The following is a 17,957-nucleotide window of genomic DNA, read 5'->3' as shown; positions in this document are numbered from 1 at the left end:
AAGGCGACCGGGACAGGTGGTGCGCCCGATGGATTCAAGGCAAAACAGGCATGCAGTTGACGTCGTTCTTGGCCATTTGGGCGAGATCGGCCCAGCGGTAGCGGCCCTGCGCCGTGAATCGTCGCGGCTCGCTGAATGGGGTGAGGAATTGGCCCGTGTCCGTATTCGTGGCGGAAGCGTTTTTGCTGCCGGCAGCGATGGGTCTGCCCACGAGGCACAGAGATTCACCTCCGAACTGGCGGCCCACGATGCTAATCATGGTTCGCCTGGCGATGGTTCTGCCTTCAAGGCCATATCTGTCAGCAATAGCGCCAATGACGGCGACCGCGCAAGCATCAGCGACCAGATTCGAGGGCAGGTTCGCCGCGGCGATATCGTGGTGTTGCTCGCTGCGAAGGGAATCACGGATGATCTCCGGGAGGCCGCTGCCGCTGCCAAGGCCGCCGGAGCACGTGTTTGGGCGTTGACCGGCAAGGAGTCCAAAGACCTTGCCCAGGCGGTCAACGAGGCGATCTGCATCGACACTGATCCGCCGCATGCTGAAGAAGCGCACCTTGTTGCCGTGCTGGCCCTTTGCGAATGCTTCGACGACGCCATGAAGCTACGGGGCCAGGGCTAAACAGCCTGTGATCTGCCTCTCACCAGGAATAGTTGCAGACGCTGCACAGTTGCCCAGAATGAACCTGATTCATTCTGAAAGGAACTGCGCATGCTGTTTTCCCCCTTGGCCCTCGGTGAGCTTGAACTTCCCAACCGACTCGTGATGGCGCCTTTGACCCGGCTGCGGGCCGGTGCTGAGGGAGTCCCGGGGTCACTGATCGCCGAACACTACCGGCAGCGCGCGTCCCTTGGTTTGATCGTCAGCGAGGGAACATACCCGACGCCGGCCGGTCAGTCGTACCCGGGCCAGCCTGGCCTGGTGACGGAAGCGCAAATTGCAGGGTGGAAGACGGTCACCGACGCCGTTCACTCGGAGGGTGGACGCATTTTCGCCCAGATCATGCACGGTGGCCGCGTTTCGCACGCGGACATCACAGGCGGCCACGAAATCGTGGGCCCGAGTGCTGTTGCCATCGAGGGCGATGTCCGCACGCCCAATGGCAAGCAGCCTTACCCGGTGCCCCGCGAACTCCGCACCGATGAGCTGCCGTCAGTCATCCAGGAGATCGTCACTGCTTCCAAGAACGCGATCGAGGCAGGATTCGACGGCGTGGAACTCCACTCCGCCAACGGTTACCTGCTGCACGAATTCCTTGCGCCCAACTCCAATATCCGGACCGACAGCTATGGTGGGTCCCCGGAGAACCGCGCGCGCTTTGTAATCGAGACCGTCAATGCGGTGGTTGAGGCACTGGGTGCAAACCGCGTGGGCATCCGCATCTCCCCGGAACACAATGTGCAGGGCATCGCCGAGACGGATGCAGCCGACGTCCGCGCTACCTACGAAGTCCTCGTGGAGACTATTGCGCCGCTCAACCTGGCGTACCTCAGCATCCTGCACCACGACCCCAAGGGCGCCCTGGTCCAGGATCTTCGCGAACGCTTCAACGGCACCTTCCTGGTGAACACTGGATTCAGCCAAATCACGACGCGCGAGGAAGCTCTTGCATTGGTGGCCGATGGCCTCGCGGACGGTGTTGTGGTTGGCCGCCCAGCCATTGCCAACCCGGACCTCGCGCGCCGCTGGCGTGAAAGCCTTCCGCTCAACGAGCCGGATGCGTCCACGTTCTATGCCGAGGGCGCAAAGGGTTACACGGACTACCCGTTCTACGCCAACTAACCCCGCAGAACCCAGCAAGACCGCGACGTCGGCACTCACGCGAGTGCCGGCGTCGTGCTTTAACGTGTGCCTGCCCAACTAGGTCGCAGCAGCGCGCGTTTTGACGGCTCAAAACGCGCGCTGCTGCGACCTAGTTGGGGGAGTGGGGGCGGAATGTGACAGGGTGAGATAGCTGGTGCGGGAGACGTCCCGGGCTTGTGCGCGCCCGTTCCTATAGGATTTGTGGCATGTCTGAACCTTCGCCGGCTCTTGCCCGCCCCGGCTTTCCCGTCAGCCGCCAGGTGTTGGCCGATCACGTTTATGAAGCCCTCCTCGAATGGCTCATGGATGGTCGGCTCGAACCCGGGGCGGCCGTCAGCATTGACGGAATGGCGCGGGAACTGGACGTTTCCCCCACTCCGGTACGTGAGGCGCTGGCGCGACTGGAGCATACGGGCATGGTGCGGCGCGTGGCGCTGAAGGGGTATCGCGTTGCCCCCGTGTTCACGCGGGAGGACTTTGCGGAACTCATGGAAGCACGGCTTTCGATTGAGCCTGTGAATGCCCGCCTGGCGTGCGAGCGAATGACTTCGGAAGGCTTGGACGCATTGAAGCAGGCTGTTGAGGATCTCAAGACGGCACCCAGGGGCGGTACGTTTGCCGAGTACCGCAGCTACCTCGAGGCTGACGAGCGTTTCCACCAGTTGATCGCAGCGCAAGCCAGGAACCAGTTCCTCCTCGCCGCTTACAACACACTGGGCGGTCAGATCCAGCGCTTCCGGTTGTTTGGGGGAGTGGGCATCACGGATGCGGAGCAGGCTATCGCCGAACACCAAGCCGTGCTCGACGCGATGTCCAGCGGAGATCCGGGGAAAGCGGCGGAGGCAATGATCCAGCACGTGGAAAAGGTGCGGGGTAGGGCCATGGCTGACGCGCCTGAAGACTGAACAACCACCGATCCGTAAGGGCTCGCCGCGAACGCGGCGGGCCTTTTTCATGTGCAGCGTGACCGCTTTCACAGACATATGTAAGACATATAGGATCTAGGAAGTTTCGCGAAAAGGGTTGACAGCTTTGCTTGGTTCGTAAATCCTATAGGAAACAGGATTTCACGAAGGAGTGTTCACCATGGCGTATACCGCCGAGAATTGGCCCATCACCGCGGCCCTCCTGCAGTTCCCCGGCACCGACGCTGCGGGGCGGCACATCAACGACGCCGATGCTTCCGTGTGGGCGGGCGTCCTCCAGGAAGTGAAAGAGGCGGGCTTTGCCAACGCGGACCTCACCGACAGTTGGGTCCGTCCGGGCGATCTCAGCACGGATCGGCTGACCGAGTTCAAGCAGACGGCTGACGAAGTGGGAATCGGAGTGCCCGTCATCTCGGCAATCCGCCGAAGCGTCATCCACCAGACGGACTGGGCCGACAACCTCGCCTACAGCCACCGCACCATCGATGCCGCTGCGGAGCTCGGATGCGAGGTTGTCTCCTTCGGACTTCACCAGGCCATCACGCCGGAGCAGCAGAAGCAGTTGTGGTTCTGGACGGTGGAGGGTTACAAGGACCCGGTAGGGGACAAGGAGCTGTGGGGCAACGCCGTGACCCGCCTTCGTGAACTTGGCAAGCACGCAGCAGAAGCCGGAATCCTCATCTCCCTGGAAATGTACGAGGACACCTACCTCGGCACCGCTGATTCCTCCGTACAGTTGGTCCAGGACATCGGTCTGGACAACGTCGGCCTCAACCCGGACCTGGGTAACCTGATCCGCCTGCACCGTCCCATCGAGGACTGGCGTGAGATGGTGGCCAAGACCCTGCCGTACTCCAACTACTGGCACATGAAGAATTACATCCGGGACGAAGATGTGGCCCGTGACAGCTACATCACCATGCCCGCACCCATGGAAAGCGGCCTGATCAACTACCGCGAGGCATTCAAGTTCGCTCTCTCGGTCGGCTTCCAGGGCATCCTCTGCACCGAGCACTACGGTGGCGACGGGCTCAGCGTCACGGCCAGCAACCAGGAATACCTGCGCCGCCACGTCCTGCCGAAGACCGAGGGTTACAAACTCGGCACGAGCCAGGTCGCGCAAGGCCGGCAACAGCCCGCGACAGAATTCGCAGGAGTCTAAGGAATGACACAGATTTTCGACAACCCGGCAGACTTTGCCGATGAGGCCCTGGACGGCTTCGTGGCTGCCAACCGCGGCTATGTTGCCAGGGTGGATGGCGGCGTGGTCCGCTCCACCGAAGTACCTGCCGGGCAAGTGGCGTTGGTGGTCGGCGGCGGTTCCGGGCACTACCCGGCCTTCGCCGGATTGGTCGGCCCCGGACTCGCAACAGGCTCGGCCTGCGGCAATATGTTCGCCTCCCCGGCGGCCGGCCAGGTATACCGCGTGGCCAAAGCGGCCAATGCCGGAGGTGGGGTTCTGCTGAGCTACGGCAATTACGCTGGCGACGTCCTGCACTTCGGGCAGGCACAGCTCCGCCTCAACGCCGAGGGCATCGAAACGCGCACTGTCACCGTCACTGACGACATCGCCAGTGCACCCATCGATCAACTAGGGAAGCGCCGCGGCATCGCGGGCGATCTGACAGTCTTCAAGATTGCCGGTGCCGCCGCCGAAGCGGGACTGAACCTTGACGACGTCGAGCGTTTGGCCATCAAGACCAACTACCGGACCCGGTCCCTCGGCGTGGCTTTCGACGGTTGTACGCTGCCTGGTGCCAAGGATCCGCTGTTTCACGTCCCGGCCGGGCAGATGTCCCTGGGCCTTGGAATCCACGGTGAGCCCGGCATCTCTGAACTCCCGATGCCCACCGCGTCCGAGCTTGCACAACTTCTGGTTTCGAAGCTGCTCGCGGACAAGCCCGAGGACGCGGGGGATCGCGTGGTGGCGATCGTCAACGGCCTGGGCACTGTGAAGTATGACGAACTCTTCCTGCTGTTCGGTAAGGTCGAAAAGCTGCTCATCACCGCTGGCCTCACCGTTGTTGAACCGGAATGCGGCGAGCTGGTGACCAGTTTGGACATGTCCGGACTGTCCCTGACGCTGCTCTGGCTGGACGATGAACTCGAACAGTACTGGGCCGCGCCCGCCGATACTCCCGCTTTCCGCAAGGGCAGCATGGCACCCCGCGCAGCACGCGCCGAGGCAGCGATCGTCGACGCCGAAACCGCCGACGTCGAACAGCCCACCCCGGCCGCGGCGGAACTTGGGCGGCAGGCCGTGGCGGTTCTCGGCCAGGTCCGCGATGTCGTCGTCGAACACGAAGACGAGCTCGGCAAGCTGGACGCTATCGCCGGCGATGGTGATCACGGAATCGGCATGCGTCGCGGCGTCGACGCTGCGGCTGCTGCGGGCGAGGCCGAGTCGGGCTCATCGGTAGCGCGGGTCCTTGCAGCGGCCGGCGAGGCCTGGAGCGAACGGGCAGGCGGAACATCCGGCGCGCTGTGGGGTTCGGCGGTCATCGCGGCCGGCCAAGCACTCGGCAACCGCGAATCGTATTCGTCCCGCGACGCCGCCGCCGCGGTGAAGGCCTTCGTCCTGGCCATCACCGAACTCGGCAAGGCCGAGCCCGGAGACAAGACCATGGTGGACGCCCTCCTGCCATTCCGGGACGCCTTCCTGACAGAGCTCGACGGCGGTGCTCCCGTTGATCGGGCACTGGCAGCAGCCGCTGCGGCTGCTGAATTGGCCGCCGCGCAGACCGCTGAACTGCGGCCGCTCAAGGGCCGGGCCCGCCCACTTGCCGAGAAGAGCCTCGGCCATCCGGATCCCGGCGCAGTCTCCTTTGGCCTGATCGCCACAAGGATCTCCCAACACATTGATTCACTACTGGCCAGCGCTGCTTCAGCGTCTCCGGCCGGAAACGGAGCCTAAGAATGAGCGACACACAAGGCTGGCGCATCGTCGTCGGCAACGACGAAGCCGGAGTGGAATACAAGCAGGCACTCCTGGCATTGCTGGAATCCGACCCGCGCGTTGCAGCAGTGACCGATGCCGGAGTCGGTGCCAACGATTCAACGGCCTATCCGCACGTTGCAGTCGATGCCGCCCGCAAGGTAGCTGACGGTGAGTTCGATCGGGCCCTCCTGATCTGCGGCACCGGGCTGGGCGTGGCCATTGCGGCCAACAAGGTCCCCGGAATCCGTGCGGTGACCGCCCACGACAGCTACTCGGTGGAACGCTCAGTGTTGAGCAACAATGCGCAGGTCCTCACGCTCGGGCAGCGGGTGATTGGCTTGGAACTGGCCAAGAAGCTCGTAGGGGAGTGGCTCGGCCACCGCTTTGACCAAAACTCATCCTCCGCCGCGAAGGTGGACGCCATTTGCTCCTACGAGCCCAACTACACGAAGGCAGTTTGATCATGACCATTCCTGAAGCAACCGAGGGCACCGCGAAGAACGCAGCCCGGAAGATCGCCGTCGTCGGCTCCGGTTACATGGGTGGCGGCATCGCCCAGGTCCTGGCGCTCGGCGGAGCGCGCGTGGCTTTGGCTGATGTCTCTGCCGAGATCGCGCAGAAGAACTTCGACCGCCTCCTGGTTGAGTCTGACCAGTTCATTGCCGATGGCCTTTTCCCTGAAGGTTCCACGGAGATCCTCAAGCAGAACCTGTGGGCCGCGAAGGACATTGAGGAAGCCGTTGCGGACGCCGACTTCATCGAGGAATGCGTTCCCGAGGTCTTGGAAATCAAGCACCAGACGCTCGCCCGGATCAGCGCAGCTGCCCGCCCGGATGCCCTGATTGGCTCCAACACCTCAACGATTTCCATTGCCTCCCTGGCAGAAGCCGTGACCAACCCCGAGCGGTTCCTGGGCGTTCACTTCTCCAACCCGTCGCCGTTTATCCCCGGCGTCGAGGTCATTCCGCACGCCGGCACCGACGCCGCCACGGTAGCCGCTTCCCGCGAGCTGGTCCACGCGGCCGGCAAGCAGACCGCCGTCGTGAAGGACGTTACGGGTTTTGTGCTCAACCGCTTGCAGTACGCGCTGTTCCACGAAGCTGCGCAGCTGGTGGAGCAGGGCATCGCAACAGCGGACGACGTCGACACCCTGGTGCGTACGACGTTCGGCTTCCGCTTGCCGTTCTTTGGTCCGTTTGCGATCGCGGACATGGCCGGTTTGGACGTTTACAACTTCTGCTACAAGTCCCTGCAGACCGGCTTCCCGGAGCGGTTTGCGACGCCGAAGATCCTCTCGGACCTCGTGGAGGCAGGCAAGCTCGGCACCAAGACCGGCGCGGGCTTCCTCAACGTCCCCGCCGAGCGCACCCCGGAACTCATCGCATACCGGAACAAGGCCTACGTCGCCATGCAAAAGCTCATTGAAGAGCTCGGCCCGGCACCCATCAACTAACTTTTTCAGGAGAAAACACATGTCTTTCCCCGCTGAACGCACCGCCATCGTCACCGGCGCCGTTTCCGAGCGCGGCATCGGCCGCGCCACAGTGAACTACCTGGCCGCCCAAGGCTGGAACATCGGCATCATCGATCTGGATGACGCCGCCTGCAAGGCTGCAGCCAAGGAAGTTGCTGCAGAATACGGGATCCAGGCCCACGGAGTCGGCGCGAACGTCGCCAGCGAAGCCGAAGTCCGGGCCGCCATCGATGACCTGGAAGCGGAGCTGCCGCAGATCGTCGCCCTGGCCAACGTTGCCGGCGTCAGCTCGCCCATCGGATATCTGGAACTCGAACCTGCCGAGTGGGACCGCGTGCTGAACATCAACCTCAACGGTGTCCACTACGCCACCCGCCGGGTGGCCGAATCCATGGTCAAGAACCGGATCGGCCGCATCGTGAACATCTCGTCGGTCTCCGCCCAGCGCGGTGGTGGCACGTTCTCCAAAACCCCCTACTCGGTTGCCAAAGCCGGTGTGATCGGCCTGACCCGTGCCACAGCCCGGGAACTGGGCGAATACGACATCACCGTCAACGCGATCTCACCAGGCCCCATCGACACCGACATCATGGGCGGCACGTTGAGCCAGGAACGCAAGGACGAACTGACCAAGGACCTCGTGGTGAACCGCGTGGGCTCCACCAGGGACATCGCCGCCGCCATCGCCTTCCTCATCAGCGAGGACTCCGGATACATCTCCGGCCAGACGCTGAATGTGGATGGCGGGCTGTACATGCACTAGGGCGGGTCATGAAGACCTGGACCAGAGAACGCAAGATCTACCTTGCCGTGGGCATCCTTGCCTGCGCAGTGGGCATGGTGCTCATTTTCTTCCCGCGCTGATGGCGCGCTTCTAAGCCATCGCAACCCCAACTGAATTGCTCAAAGAGGAGTTTCAATGTCCGTTGCCTCAACTTCCACCAAGGAGTTGCTGGATTCACCGATTCTGAAGTCGGCCATATCCAAGGCTTCGCTACGGCTGATGCCGATGCTCGTCATCCTGTACGTGGTGGCATTCCTTGACCGCACCAACGTGGGCTTCGCCGAAGCTGCCCTTGGGGTGGACAAAGGTATCACCGCAGGTGCTTACGCACTGGGTGCCGGTATCTTCTTCATCGGCTACGCATTGTTCGAGATCCCCAGCAACCTGCTGCTCACCAAGTTCGGCGCGAAAGTCTGGCTCGCGCGCATCGCCATCACCTGGGGCGTAGTGTCCGCGTGCTTCGCCTTCGTCCAAGGTGAGACGTCTTTCATCATTCTCCGCTTCCTGCTGGGTGTCACCGAGGCAGGTCTCTTCCCGGGCGTCATCATGTTCCTCGCCGCCTGGTTCCCCAACAAAGTGCGGGTGAAGATGTTCGCCATCTTCTATCTGGCTCAGCCTCTCTCCCAGATGCTGGGTGCTCCGCTGTCCGGCTGGCTCATCAACATCGGTGACCAGGTTCCTGGCGTCGCAGGCTGGCAGGTCATGTTCTTCGTTGAAGGTTCGTTGGCCATCGTGGCCGGCATCGCGTCCTTCTTCTTCCTCATCAACAGCCCACAGGACGCCAAGTTCCTGAGCAAAGAAGAGAAGGTAGCCCTGACTGATGTCATGGCACTGGAAGACACCGTCAAGGAAGAATCAGGTCCGCGCGGTGTGCTGGCTTCCATGCGTAACGGCCGGGTCTGGTACTTCACCGTCATCTACTTCTGCCTGCAAGTAGCTGTCTATGGCGTCACGTTCTATTTGCCGCAGCAGGTGTCCCAGCTCACCGGCCAAAAGGTGGGGCTCGCCGTCGGACTCCTTGCCGCTATCCCATGGTTCTTCGGCATCTTTGCCTGCTACTTCGTTGGCAAGGCTGCAAACACTGTGGCACGCCGCCGCCGCTGGGGGACCGCATTGTTCGTCTCCACAGGCCTCTGCATCTTCGGTTCCGCCTGGGCCGGCGCCAACCACCTTCCGGCGTTGGGCATCATCTTCATCACGCTGGCGGTGTGCAGCTTCCTGTCGACCGGTCCTATTTGCTGGTCGTATCCGACCGCGTTCCTCACCGGAACTGCTGCGGCTGCCGGTATCGGGCTGATCAATTCCCTGGGCAACCTTGGCGGTTTCGTCGCACCGATCCTTCGCACCACGGTCAACCAGGTCACGGCCTCGGACACGGGCACCATGGGTGTTTACGCCCTGGGTGTCCTGCCCTTCCTGGCCGCGCTGATGATGTTCGGCACCCGGGCCTTCACCAACAAGGCCGACGAGTTGCTGGACAAGTAGCCGTGGACAAGACTGCCTTTGATTTCCTCGATGCTCCTGTCGGGGCCTTGTTCATCGGTGTCAGTACCAAGATGTACATGGGCTACGCGCAAAGTTTGGCGTGGCTGGAGCAGTTGCTGGCAGAAGTGGACGCCCGTCCGGCCCTTGCGGCCGGGCGGGTAGTCCCGTTTGTGATCCCTTCATTCCCGGTGCTGCCCGCAGCGTCCGCGAAGCTTCAGGGGTCGAGAATGGTCCTTGGGGCACAGAACTGTGGTTGGTCGGAAGGGCCGTGGACTGGCGAAGTCTCCCCGTCGATGCTTGCCGAGCTTGGTGTCGGCCTGGTGGAGATCGGCCATGCGGAACGGCGCCGCCACTTTGCCGAAGACGATGCCATGGTGGCCCTGAAGGTTCGTGCCGCCGTCGACGCTGGCCTGACGCCATTGCTGTGCGTCGGAGAGAGCGTGGTAGATGAACCTGGAACTGCCGCCGAGGCCGTGTTCAGGCAGGTTAAGGCGGCCGTGTCCGGGGACTGGTCCGTCGCTTCCCAATTGGTGATCGCCTACGAACCCGTGTGGGCGATCGGTGCTGCAGAGCCGGCGTCGGCTGCCTACGTTTCCCAGGTTGTGGCTGAGCTGCGGGTATTGCTCGCTGCCCACGGGGTGAAGCAGCTGCCCATCATTTACGGTGGCTCGGCGAAGCCGGGTCTCCTGCCACAGCTGGAAGGGGTTTCCGGGCTCTTCCTGGGCCGCTTCGCGCACGACGCCACCAACTTCGGCCGTGTGCTGGACGAGGCCCTCTCCCTGCCCAAGTAAGTCGCAGCAGATGCCCTTTTGAGCCCTCAAAACGGCATCTGCTGCGACTCAGTTGGGCGGGACGAAGCGCTTAGGTGACCCCGCGCTGGCAAAGGGCCACAAAGCCGCCAAGGTTCTCCAGACCCTCGGGATGCGTCGGGAGGTAGTTGGTGAGTTCGGGTGAACGCACGACGACGGCACGCCACTGCCCGCGTGACACCGCCACGTTGATCCGGTTGCGCAGGAGCAAGAATTCCATGCCGCGCGGTACCTCCCCTGCGGCTGATGCGGCCATGGAGACGATAACCACCGGCGCTTCCTGGCCTTGGAACTTGTCTACCGTTCCCACCCGGACCTTGGTGAGCCCGGCCTCGCGGAGCTGGTGCTTGATGAGCTGGACCTGGGCGTTGTAGGCGGCGACCACGAGGACGTCGGTCTCCATGAGGGGCCGCGGGCCTTCCTCCTCTTCGGAGGGGTCTAGCCACTGAAGACCCAGGTGGGCCCGGACCTGGCGAACCACTTCTGTCGCTTCCTCGGGCGAAGAGCTCGAGTTCCCTGTGTGGTCAACGTAGACGCAGGAAATCCCGGGCCCTGCTCTATCCAGCTGACGCTTCGAAGCCGCGGGGGCCGCTTCCAGACGGCCGTCGTACGACAAGTCCGAAACAGCAGAGCAGAGGGCCGGATGCATGCGCCACGACAAGGCAAGGAAGTAGCCAAGCTCCGGTGGAAGGGTGTTGTAACCATCGGACAGCCAGCCCAGCGCGGACTCGTCAACCGGTTCAGGGTGTATTCCCTGGGTCACCTGGGGAAGCTGCTGGGGGTCTCCGAGCAGCAGGAGGCTCTTTGTGGCCCGGCTGACGGCCATGGTATTGGCCAAGGAAAACTGTCCGGCCTCGTCAATGACCAGCAGGTCCAGGGAACCCGCGGGAACGGAACTTCCCACCATGGTCCAGGACGTTCCACCGATCAGGGCTCCGCCAGGCTTGGATAGGATGTCCTCCACGTCGCCCTTGGCGCACCCGTTCCACGGCACAGGTTCGTTGTGCTTGACTTCCTTGGCCACCCGCAACGGATCCACTCCGGCTTTCTCCACCGCTGCACAAAGCATGTGTTCCACCACGGCGTGGGATTGCGCCACGACGCCAACTTTCCAACCATCTGCTACAAGCCGGGCCAAAACGCGGGCACCAACATAGGTCTTTCCGCTGCCGGGAGGGCCTTGGACTGCCAGGTACGAGTTGTCCAAATCCTTCACAGCAGCGGTGATGGCGTCGATGTACCCATCGGGACCCGGTTCCACGGCGGGCAGCGACGCGAGCGTGCGAAGCTTAGGTGGTTGTCGTCGAACCAGATCCAGCGAACAATCCCGCGGCCACAACGGCAGGGAGGCCCGGAGCTTTGTTGCCAGTGCTGCCAATGCGGCTCTCTGCCCGGTGGTGTAGAGGGGCTCGTCAGGCGTCAAAGCAATGGGCAGCTGCTTGAACTCGGTGGAGTCGTTGCGCAGGCTTTCCTCCATGATCACGGACTCAAGCTCGCCTTCTTCGCCCACCTCAATGACCTCGGTCTTGCTCCAACCAGCCCTACCCAGCACTGATGATTCCTTTCCGACCAAGGCGTCAGGCAGCGGGGGACCATACATCCGGAAGTACGTCTTGCCAGGCTCCAACCCGGCACCGTCACCGGAACGGCCAATGAGTTTCACTGTCCGTACGCGGTTCCGGCGAGGCGGGCGCTTGGCCCAGTCCTGCAGCACTTCCGCATGGTCAACCGTAAAGATGTCGCGGCCGTCTTCCCACTGGGAGGTTGGCTTTTCCAAGCGGTCGAAGTGCCCCCACCAGTGCTGTTTGTCCTCACGACGGTGGTACCCAACGCCCGCTGCCACAATTGCTATCGCCCGGGAAGCCGCTGATGCCCTTTCTTCCCCAGGGAGCCCGTCAAGGTAGTCGAACAGCGCTTTTTCCTCCGGCGCAGCCTGGTACTTGTCCTCCTCAGGCGTGGGCTCCTCCTGCGTTATGGAGCCTGGCACGATGGATCGCTCGGCGGCGCGGGCTAGAAGCCAATTGCGCAGCTCCAAGGTTGAGAGACAGTCGTACTCGTTGTAGTCGCGGATGCTTTCAAGGATGGCTGCGGCCTGCTCAGCCTGCCCGGTGTCCCTCGCCGTGCAGAAGTCCGCGTAGGCAACCACGGAGGCACCGGCGTCGGTCACGTCTCCGGACCGGAGGTGCTGGCCCATATAGAGGGGTTCAAGTTTCTTGATGCTGTACGAGTTCTCGGAAACGCGGATGCTGTGGCGGACGGTGTCGTAAAGGTCCACCAGGACGCCTTGCTTCAGGAGGTCGTCGACGGCGGTTTCGCCCACCACGTGCGTCAAGGAAAGGTTGCGAAGGGCCGTCTTCTCGTAAGCGGCGTAATGGTAAATGTGCATGCCCGGGTACGTAGCCCGGCGTTTGGCAACGTACTCCAGGAAATCAACAAAAGCCTGGCCCTCCTCCTCCCGGGAATGAGCCCAAAATGGACGAAACACCGGTTGGGCGCCGGGCTCTGCCGGGTTTTCGATGACGCCGAAAAGGTACTCGAGGCCCCATTTGCCCGTGACGGGATCCTGCCACAAAGGATCGCCCTCGAAGTCGAAGAAAATATCGCCGGGATCCGGTTCCGGGAGCCTGCCGAGGGTGTTCTCCGGCAGGATCTTATAGCTGACAGTTTTGGCTTCGCCTGCTTTGTCCGTGTACTTCACTGTCCCGTCCGGAGTCCCTACGCCGGTCTGCAACTGTGCTTGCTCGCGCAGCCGAAGCAAGGTGGGATCAGGGGCATCGGGGAGTGCCGCGAGCTGGTCGATCGTGGTGACTCCGGCCTCTATCAGCTTCTTACGGCGGCTTATTCGCATTCCGGCAACCATGAGGAGGTCCCGATGCAGTTTTACTTGCTCGGCACAGTAGTCGCAGCGGCCGCATGCGGAGAAGCGGGAGTCGCCCCATTCGATGGGTCCTGAAGCAGCCCGATGGGCCGTGGTCATTCCAAGAAAGCGTTCGCGGCGTTCCTTGAAGACTGGCAAAATCTCCGCGAGCGGGTGATCGCTGTGCACGCGGTTGCCCAGGACCAAGGTGACTGTGGGATCCGGCGTAATACCTGCCTGAAGAAGTTGATCGCCATAGGCAGCCAGCTGCAAAAGTGCAGTGACCTTGGCATGCCGTGCAAGCTTTGTGTCGAAGACGGCGTACTGACCGCCGGGACGCTTGACCAGGAAGTCGGAACGGCCGTGGAATTGGCCGTCAAAGAACGCGGCCTGGAACACGATGTCCGCTCCGGAACGCAAGGCCTCGATGGATTCCGCATGCTTGGCCAAAAGGGTGGCGCGGTCCATGGCGGAGGCGGGAACGACGTCGTAAACGCCCTGTCCTGTTGCTGGGTCCCAGGGCCCGAACTCGGCCACGAACTCGTCCAAGACCCTGTGCTCATGGACATCGCCGAGCTTGGCCGTGCGATCCAACATGGCATCTGCCGCGAACTCAGCTTTGGGGGAGCGGCCCAGTTTTTCGTCGAGTTTCCGGAGCAGCTGGTACTCACAGGTGGCAGCGATGACCAGATCACTGGCTGAGAACACCAAATCCTGCGGCGCGCCAGCTATCTCCGAATCGAGAAAGAACACCGTGACCTACTCCCTGTTGCCGGATGAACCCCTGTTGCCGGATGAACCACTCCGAAGTGGACCATGAAGCCAAGCTATCAGCGGCCTCCGACAATTTAGACTGCACCCATGACTGAAACAGCACCGACCACCGTCGATCCCGCTTTCGAAGCCGCCTACGAGGCCGCACAAAAGAGTCTCAGCGAGGGCGGGATCCCTATTGGCGCCGCCTTGGCCCGCGGTGGGAAGATCATCGCGAGCGGGCACAACGAACGTGTCCAGCATGGCGATCCGATCGCGCATGGCGAGATGTCGGCGTTGCGCGCTGCCGGCCGGCAAAAGACTTACCGGGATACGACGCTTTACACCACGTTGGCGCCGTGTGCGATGTGCACCGGAACCATCATCCAGTTCAAGATTCCGCGCGTGGTGGTGGGCGAAGCGAAGACGTTCCCGGGGGAATTCGATCTCCTGCGTTCGCGTGGTGTTGAAGTGGTGGTCCTCGATGACCCCCGGTGCGTGGAGATGATGCGTACCTTCCAGGATGAACACCCGGAACTCTGGGCGGAGGACATCGCGGAGTAGACACGAAGGGAGCGACGGCGGCACCCATCTTTTCGAGCGATGGAGCGTGCCGCCGTCGCCGGCTGCGGAGGAGCCACATGCCAAACGGTCATCCGACGACTATTTGGCAGGCTTCCTCGGAGCCGACCGGCGGGAACGGGCCGCCGGAGTTGATGGGATCAGTTCCTTGACCTGTGCCAGGACGGTGGGGTTTACGCCGCGGGCGCCCAGGTCTTTGGCGAGGGTTTCCACTTCTGACTTTGCGGCCGCGGTGTTGTCCGCCTTCACGTGCAATTCCGTCCGCAGTTCCACGAGCTTCCTGTAGGCCAGGTTGTTCGCTGCGCCGCTGCCCTTCTGGTAACTCGCCAGCCCGGCATCCGTCAGCGCCAGCGCCCGTTCAGGATCGGCGCTATGGTGTTTCACCATTTTGTCTTCCTTGCGGCGATAGAAGTCATCACCAACGGATTGCGCGACGGCGGTAGCCGCCTTGACGCCCAAAGGTTCACCGCTGAATCGCTCGGCTGCCTCGCTCAGGGCGTCCAGCCCTTTGCTCAGGTGGGGTGACATGGACCCTTCGAAGGCGAGCGTGAGTCCTACTTCCCGCGTGAAGAACTCCGGTGCAAACCGGTCCTCCTCCCGTGTGACCGGGAAGCCGACCCGCAAAGGCAAGGTGTTGGACGCCTGGACGATGCCCTCCGTTGAATAGATCGCGCGGACCAGGTACTGGCCGGGCTCGTCGAACGCGAAGCCTTGCACTCCAAATGCCAGCTGGACCAGTTGGCTGTAGCGGTCGCTGCCATCACTCGTGGCGCCGGCGGCAGGCTCCAGGGTCACCGGTTCAGGGAGGCCATAGAAGCAGACCACTGATTCATGCAGTACCACCGTTCCGTCCGGCTTCTGCACGTAAACAGTGGTGTTTCCGAACCTGGGATCCAGCCGCCCGTCCACCACTACTGGTACATCGCTGGTGTTCCGCAAGCGGAATTCGATGGACACAGGCTCCATGTAGTCGAAGTGGCTCTTGGCTGAGAGGGTCAGTTCAACATCGCTGCCCGGCCCGGAGACGGTCATGGAGCCGGCAGGGGATTCCAGATGCCCACCGGAAGCCCAAGGATCTCCACCCATAATCACGGATGCACGGTCGCCATGGCGCATGTGGAGCAGTTCGTCGTCGTCGAACCGGAACCGGAAGTTGCCCCAGAAGGTATCGGCGCCGTTGCGCTGATCGTATTTCCAGTCGTAGTTCATCCAGGACAACGAATCCGGCCTCGCCTTGTCCCAGGCATGCAGGAAGTTGAAAGCGTGCCCTGCCTCGTGGACCCACGTGTACAGGAAGTGGCGCATGGCCCAGGCCTGGTCCTGCGTGGTGGGGTTCGAGACAAGGTTGGTGAACCAGGAGTGGTTGCGGAAGACTGCAAAACCCTGGCGATCCGGACCGCGGCCCGCGCCGCCAAAGCCTGCAGCGGCGTCGAACATGATGCCACCAACTCCGGCGCTGTCGAAGAGGCCGGCCTGCACGCCCCAAAGGTTCCAGGCAGGCCATCCGGAGTTGAACTTGCCGAAGGAGGTTTCCATGGCGTCGTGAAGTTCACCGACGTTCCACGAGGCGAAGCCGGCTGCACTGTCATCGATCACTGTGTGGACCGGATCGATGGTGACGGCGATTCCCGCGTCCAGGTACGAGGATTCGATGGTGATGGTGCGCTCAGCCAGGTCTGCTGGGCGGTTGTTATGTGAATGGCTGTTGTAAACGGGCGCCTTGGGTTCGATGTCCACGGACGTGCAGTAGTCGAGTTCAAGGTTCATATCGCGGAAGCAGCCCGAACGGTAGGCGCAGGCGTATGGCTGCCCGGCAACGCCGCCCGCCGTGAACGTGGCCACTGCGCCGGTGATCGCGCCGTGGGACCAGGACACATCGATTTCCACTGTTGTGGCGGGGTGCGTGCCTTTCCAGTAACGGACCGTTCCAGTGATGTGTGCATGCGCACGGGTCATGGTGACCACCGGGGCGTCCACGATCCAGGACTCCACATACGTCTTCACGAGTTGGTTGAGCCCACCTGCTTTGACCCAGCGGGTGCTGTATAGATCGCCACTGACTTTGTTCAGCACCGGGGATTCCACGCTCTGGCGGGGATCGACATCCAAGCGGAGGTCCAGCGCGCTGCCGACAGGACCGTTGCCTGCCTGGTTGCCTTCATAACGACCGCTCACGGGAGCGGAGCGCCAGCACCTCCAAAATTCTTCGGAGGGCCATGCCAAGGTGCTGGGCTGGGGGCCATAGGTGTGGGGTCCAAAAGCGTCAGCCCCACGAGTGGGTGGGAACGGGATTTCAGAGGGGTTGCCGGGGACAGGGTTGTAGTGGGTGCCGGGGACGTTGGGGGTGTCCATGTGAGGATCTTTCTCGCTCTGCAAGCAGTCAATATGCGTTCGCCCATCACGGGATGTACCGGATGGACGGCATGACGGTTCAGGGCGGGGCGATGCAGGTGAGGAGTCCCAAAGGGGTGAAAGTGGCCATGCCCAGAAGCCGTGTGTAACCCAAAATGAGGATACTCCAACGAATGGATTATATCTAGGGAGGCGTCTTAATTTTCTGCCCGGCAACCTGCCGGATCGCCTAGTCAGCCGCAGCCGCCAAGCGTAGGCTGGCAGCATCGGCGTCGGTGCCGAAAGGACCATCCCGGAGGACCCCGCGTCGATGAACCCCATTCGATGAAGGAGGACCCATGAGTGTCGTACGTGAATTCATGACCACAAATGCCCAGTGCATCCCGGAGGACCAGACTCTCCAGGACGCCGCCCGCATGATGAGGGATCTGGACTGCGGTTCACTTCCCATCTGCGGCAATGACGGCAAGCTCACCGGCTTCATCACCGACCGCGACATCGTGGTCAAGTGTCTGGCCGAGGGAAAGGACGCCCGCGAAGTCCGGGCCCGCGACCTCGCCACTGGTAAGCCGTATTGGATTGACGCTGATGCCAATGTTGACGAAGCCATCGCCATGATGGAAGAGCATCAGGTTCGCCGTCTTCCCGTCATCAAGGATCACCAGCTCGTAGGCATCATCAGCCAGGGAGACATTGCCCGCAACCACTACGCAGAACAGCGCGTGGGCGAAATGGTGGAGCACATTTCCGCCAAGGAGCATATGTCCCACTAGCGGCCGACCAGCCACAGTAATCCAGGTAATCCAGCCGCCGCGAAGCGCTCCCGTTAGAGGAACGCCTCGCGGCCCGTTCCTTCGCGCAGCACGAGTTCGTCATTTTCTATCGAGACGATCAGGCTCCTGGGTTTACCAGCGAGCTTTTTCGTTGCGCTGAGCTTTCTGCTTCGGACTTCAACTCCCACCGTGGCGCCTTTCGCCGGCAGCTCCACCGTGATTTCGTCGGCCATTCCCAACAGCATCTTGGTGGACACATCCCGTTCGGACACAGCTTCCTTGCCGTTGACGGTCACGCTCACGTCATCGGAAACAAACCCGTCCTGAAGGATGATGAGCAGTTCCTGCATGGTCCAACTACAGCACTAACAACGCTCCCGGCATAGGCCTTGCGGAGCCCGGACCTGAAAACTGTCGGTCATG

Annotated in this window: 15 protein-coding genes; 12 read left to right on the top strand and 3 right to left on the bottom strand. The window is 62.3% G+C overall.

Features of this window, described 5'->3' with window-relative positions; all coding sequences use genetic code 11:
* Nucleotides 1-28 precede the first annotated feature (28 nt).
* The 10 genes from AC6I97_RS18955 to AC6I97_RS18910 all read left to right on the top strand — a co-directional run bounded on the left by AC6I97_RS18955 (nucleotide 29) and on the right by AC6I97_RS18910 (nucleotide 10,199).
* Entirely contained in the window at nucleotides 29-619 is a 591-nt protein-coding gene (locus AC6I97_RS18955) for an SIS domain-containing protein (RefSeq protein ID WP_497946001.1), read from the top strand.
* 90 nt (nucleotides 620-709) lie between these two features.
* Nucleotides 710-1,780 (top strand): alkene reductase, encoded by a 1,071-nt coding sequence (locus tag AC6I97_RS18950; RefSeq protein WP_497945999.1) that lies wholly within the window; start codon nucleotides 710-712, stop codon nucleotides 1,778-1,780.
* A 227-nt stretch (nucleotides 1,781-2,007) separates the two neighbouring features.
* Complete coding sequence (locus AC6I97_RS18945) at nucleotides 2,008-2,706, top strand: GntR family transcriptional regulator (protein ID WP_224091297.1); 699 nt, start codon at nucleotides 2,008-2,010, stop codon at nucleotides 2,704-2,706.
* A 181-nt stretch (nucleotides 2,707-2,887) separates the two neighbouring features.
* Entirely contained in the window at nucleotides 2,888-3,889 is a 1,002-nt protein-coding gene (locus tag AC6I97_RS18940) for a sugar phosphate isomerase/epimerase family protein (RefSeq protein ID WP_497945998.1), read from the top strand.
* A gap of 3 nt (nucleotides 3,890-3,892) precedes the next feature.
* A complete protein-coding gene (gene dhaL, locus AC6I97_RS18935; protein ID WP_224091299.1) occupies nucleotides 3,893-5,641 on the top strand; it encodes a dihydroxyacetone kinase subunit DhaL in 1,749 nt (582 codons plus the stop codon).
* A gap of 2 nt (nucleotides 5,642-5,643) precedes the next feature.
* The gene (locus AC6I97_RS18930) at nucleotides 5,644-6,126 is read left to right on the top strand and encodes a ribose-5-phosphate isomerase (protein ID WP_224091300.1); all 483 of its coding nucleotides are present in this window, start codon (nucleotides 5,644-5,646) and stop codon (nucleotides 6,124-6,126) included.
* Nucleotides 6,127-6,128: 2 nt separating this feature from the next.
* Nucleotides 6,129-7,118 (top strand): 3-hydroxyacyl-CoA dehydrogenase family protein, encoded by a 990-nt coding sequence (locus tag AC6I97_RS18925; RefSeq protein ID WP_224091301.1) that lies wholly within the window; start codon nucleotides 6,129-6,131, stop codon nucleotides 7,116-7,118.
* A gap of 19 nt (nucleotides 7,119-7,137) precedes the next feature.
* Nucleotides 7,138-7,902, top strand: coding sequence for an SDR family NAD(P)-dependent oxidoreductase (locus tag AC6I97_RS18920; RefSeq protein WP_224091302.1), 765 nt, complete (start codon nucleotides 7,138-7,140; stop codon nucleotides 7,900-7,902).
* Nucleotides 7,903-8,058: 156 nt separating this feature from the next.
* Nucleotides 8,059-9,408: an MFS transporter gene (locus AC6I97_RS18915; protein ID WP_224166659.1), complete on the top strand. Its 1,350-nt coding sequence runs from the start codon at nucleotides 8,059-8,061 to the stop codon at nucleotides 9,406-9,408.
* A gap of 2 nt (nucleotides 9,409-9,410) precedes the next feature.
* Nucleotides 9,411-10,199 carry a triose-phosphate isomerase family protein gene (locus tag AC6I97_RS18910; RefSeq protein ID WP_497945994.1) on the top strand — a complete coding sequence of 263 codons (789 nt, stop codon included), beginning with the start codon at nucleotides 9,411-9,413 and terminating at the stop codon, nucleotides 10,197-10,199.
* Nucleotides 10,200-10,269: 70 nt separating this feature from the next.
* On the opposite strand, the gene AC6I97_RS18905 is transcribed toward AC6I97_RS18910, so the two are convergent.
* Nucleotides 10,270-13,827: a TM0106 family RecB-like putative nuclease gene (locus tag AC6I97_RS18905; RefSeq protein WP_497945993.1), complete on the bottom strand. Its 3,558-nt coding sequence runs from the start codon at nucleotides 13,825-13,827 to the stop codon at nucleotides 10,270-10,272.
* Nucleotides 13,828-13,935: 108 nt separating this feature from the next.
* On the opposite strand from AC6I97_RS18905, the gene AC6I97_RS18900 reads away from it, so the two are divergent.
* Nucleotides 13,936-14,391 (top strand): nucleoside deaminase, encoded by a 456-nt coding sequence (locus AC6I97_RS18900; protein ID WP_309927142.1) that lies wholly within the window; start codon nucleotides 13,936-13,938, stop codon nucleotides 14,389-14,391.
* A gap of 99 nt (nucleotides 14,392-14,490) precedes the next feature.
* Here the strand turns inward: AC6I97_RS18900 and AC6I97_RS18895 are convergent, their stop codons facing one another.
* Entirely contained in the window at nucleotides 14,491-16,761 is a 2,271-nt protein-coding gene (locus AC6I97_RS18895) for a hypothetical protein (protein ID WP_497945989.1), read from the bottom strand.
* 338 nt (nucleotides 16,762-17,099) lie between these two features.
* Here AC6I97_RS18895 and AC6I97_RS18890 point away from each other — a divergent pair, with 338 nt between their 5' ends.
* Nucleotides 17,100-17,534, top strand: a complete 435-nt coding sequence (locus tag AC6I97_RS18890; RefSeq protein ID WP_224091308.1) for a CBS domain-containing protein — start codon at nucleotides 17,100-17,102, stop codon at nucleotides 17,532-17,534.
* A 53-nt stretch (nucleotides 17,535-17,587) separates the two neighbouring features.
* On the opposite strand, the gene AC6I97_RS18885 is transcribed toward AC6I97_RS18890, so the two are convergent.
* Nucleotides 17,588-17,884 carry a hypothetical protein gene (locus tag AC6I97_RS18885; RefSeq protein WP_223936138.1) on the bottom strand — a complete coding sequence of 99 codons (297 nt, stop codon included), beginning with the start codon at nucleotides 17,882-17,884 and terminating at the stop codon, nucleotides 17,588-17,590.
* Nucleotides 17,885-17,957 lie beyond the last annotated feature (73 nt).

Source organism: Arthrobacter sp. TmtSoilC48 (assembly GCF_059739425.1).
This window is presented reverse-complemented; position numbering and strand designations above follow the sequence as displayed.

Bases quoted from the DNA above. Each gene is read 5' to 3' on its own strand.
- AC6I97_RS18890 (WP_224091308.1), top strand. From the start codon at position 17,100: ATGAGTGTCGTACGTGAATTCATGACCACAAATGCCCAGTGCATCCCG.
- AC6I97_RS18925 (WP_224091301.1), top strand. From the start codon at position 6,129: ATGACCATTCCTGAAGCAACCGAGGGCACCGCGAAGAACGCAGCCCGG.
- AC6I97_RS18930 (WP_224091300.1), top strand. From the start codon at position 5,644: ATGAGCGACACACAAGGCTGGCGCATCGTCGTCGGCAACGACGAAGCC.
- AC6I97_RS18945 (WP_224091297.1), top strand. From the start codon at position 2,008: ATGTCTGAACCTTCGCCGGCTCTTGCCCGCCCCGGCTTTCCCGTCAGC.
- AC6I97_RS18900 (WP_309927142.1), top strand. From the start codon at position 13,936: ATGACTGAAACAGCACCGACCACCGTCGATCCCGCTTTCGAAGCCGCC.
- AC6I97_RS18940 (WP_497945998.1), top strand. From the start codon at position 2,888: ATGGCGTATACCGCCGAGAATTGGCCCATCACCGCGGCCCTCCTGCAG.
- AC6I97_RS18950 (WP_497945999.1), top strand. From the start codon at position 710: ATGCTGTTTTCCCCCTTGGCCCTCGGTGAGCTTGAACTTCCCAACCGA.
- AC6I97_RS18895 (WP_497945989.1), bottom strand. From the start codon at position 16,761: ATGGACACCCCCAACGTCCCCGGCACCCACTACAACCCTGTCCCCGGC.
- AC6I97_RS18920 (WP_224091302.1), top strand. From the start codon at position 7,138: ATGTCTTTCCCCGCTGAACGCACCGCCATCGTCACCGGCGCCGTTTCC.
- AC6I97_RS18915 (WP_224166659.1), top strand. From the start codon at position 8,059: ATGTCCGTTGCCTCAACTTCCACCAAGGAGTTGCTGGATTCACCGATT.
- AC6I97_RS18955 (WP_497946001.1), top strand. From the start codon at position 29: ATGGATTCAAGGCAAAACAGGCATGCAGTTGACGTCGTTCTTGGCCAT.
- dhaL (WP_224091299.1), top strand. From the start codon at position 3,893: ATGACACAGATTTTCGACAACCCGGCAGACTTTGCCGATGAGGCCCTG.
- AC6I97_RS18885 (WP_223936138.1), bottom strand. From the start codon at position 17,884: ATGCAGGAACTGCTCATCATCCTTCAGGACGGGTTTGTTTCCGATGAC.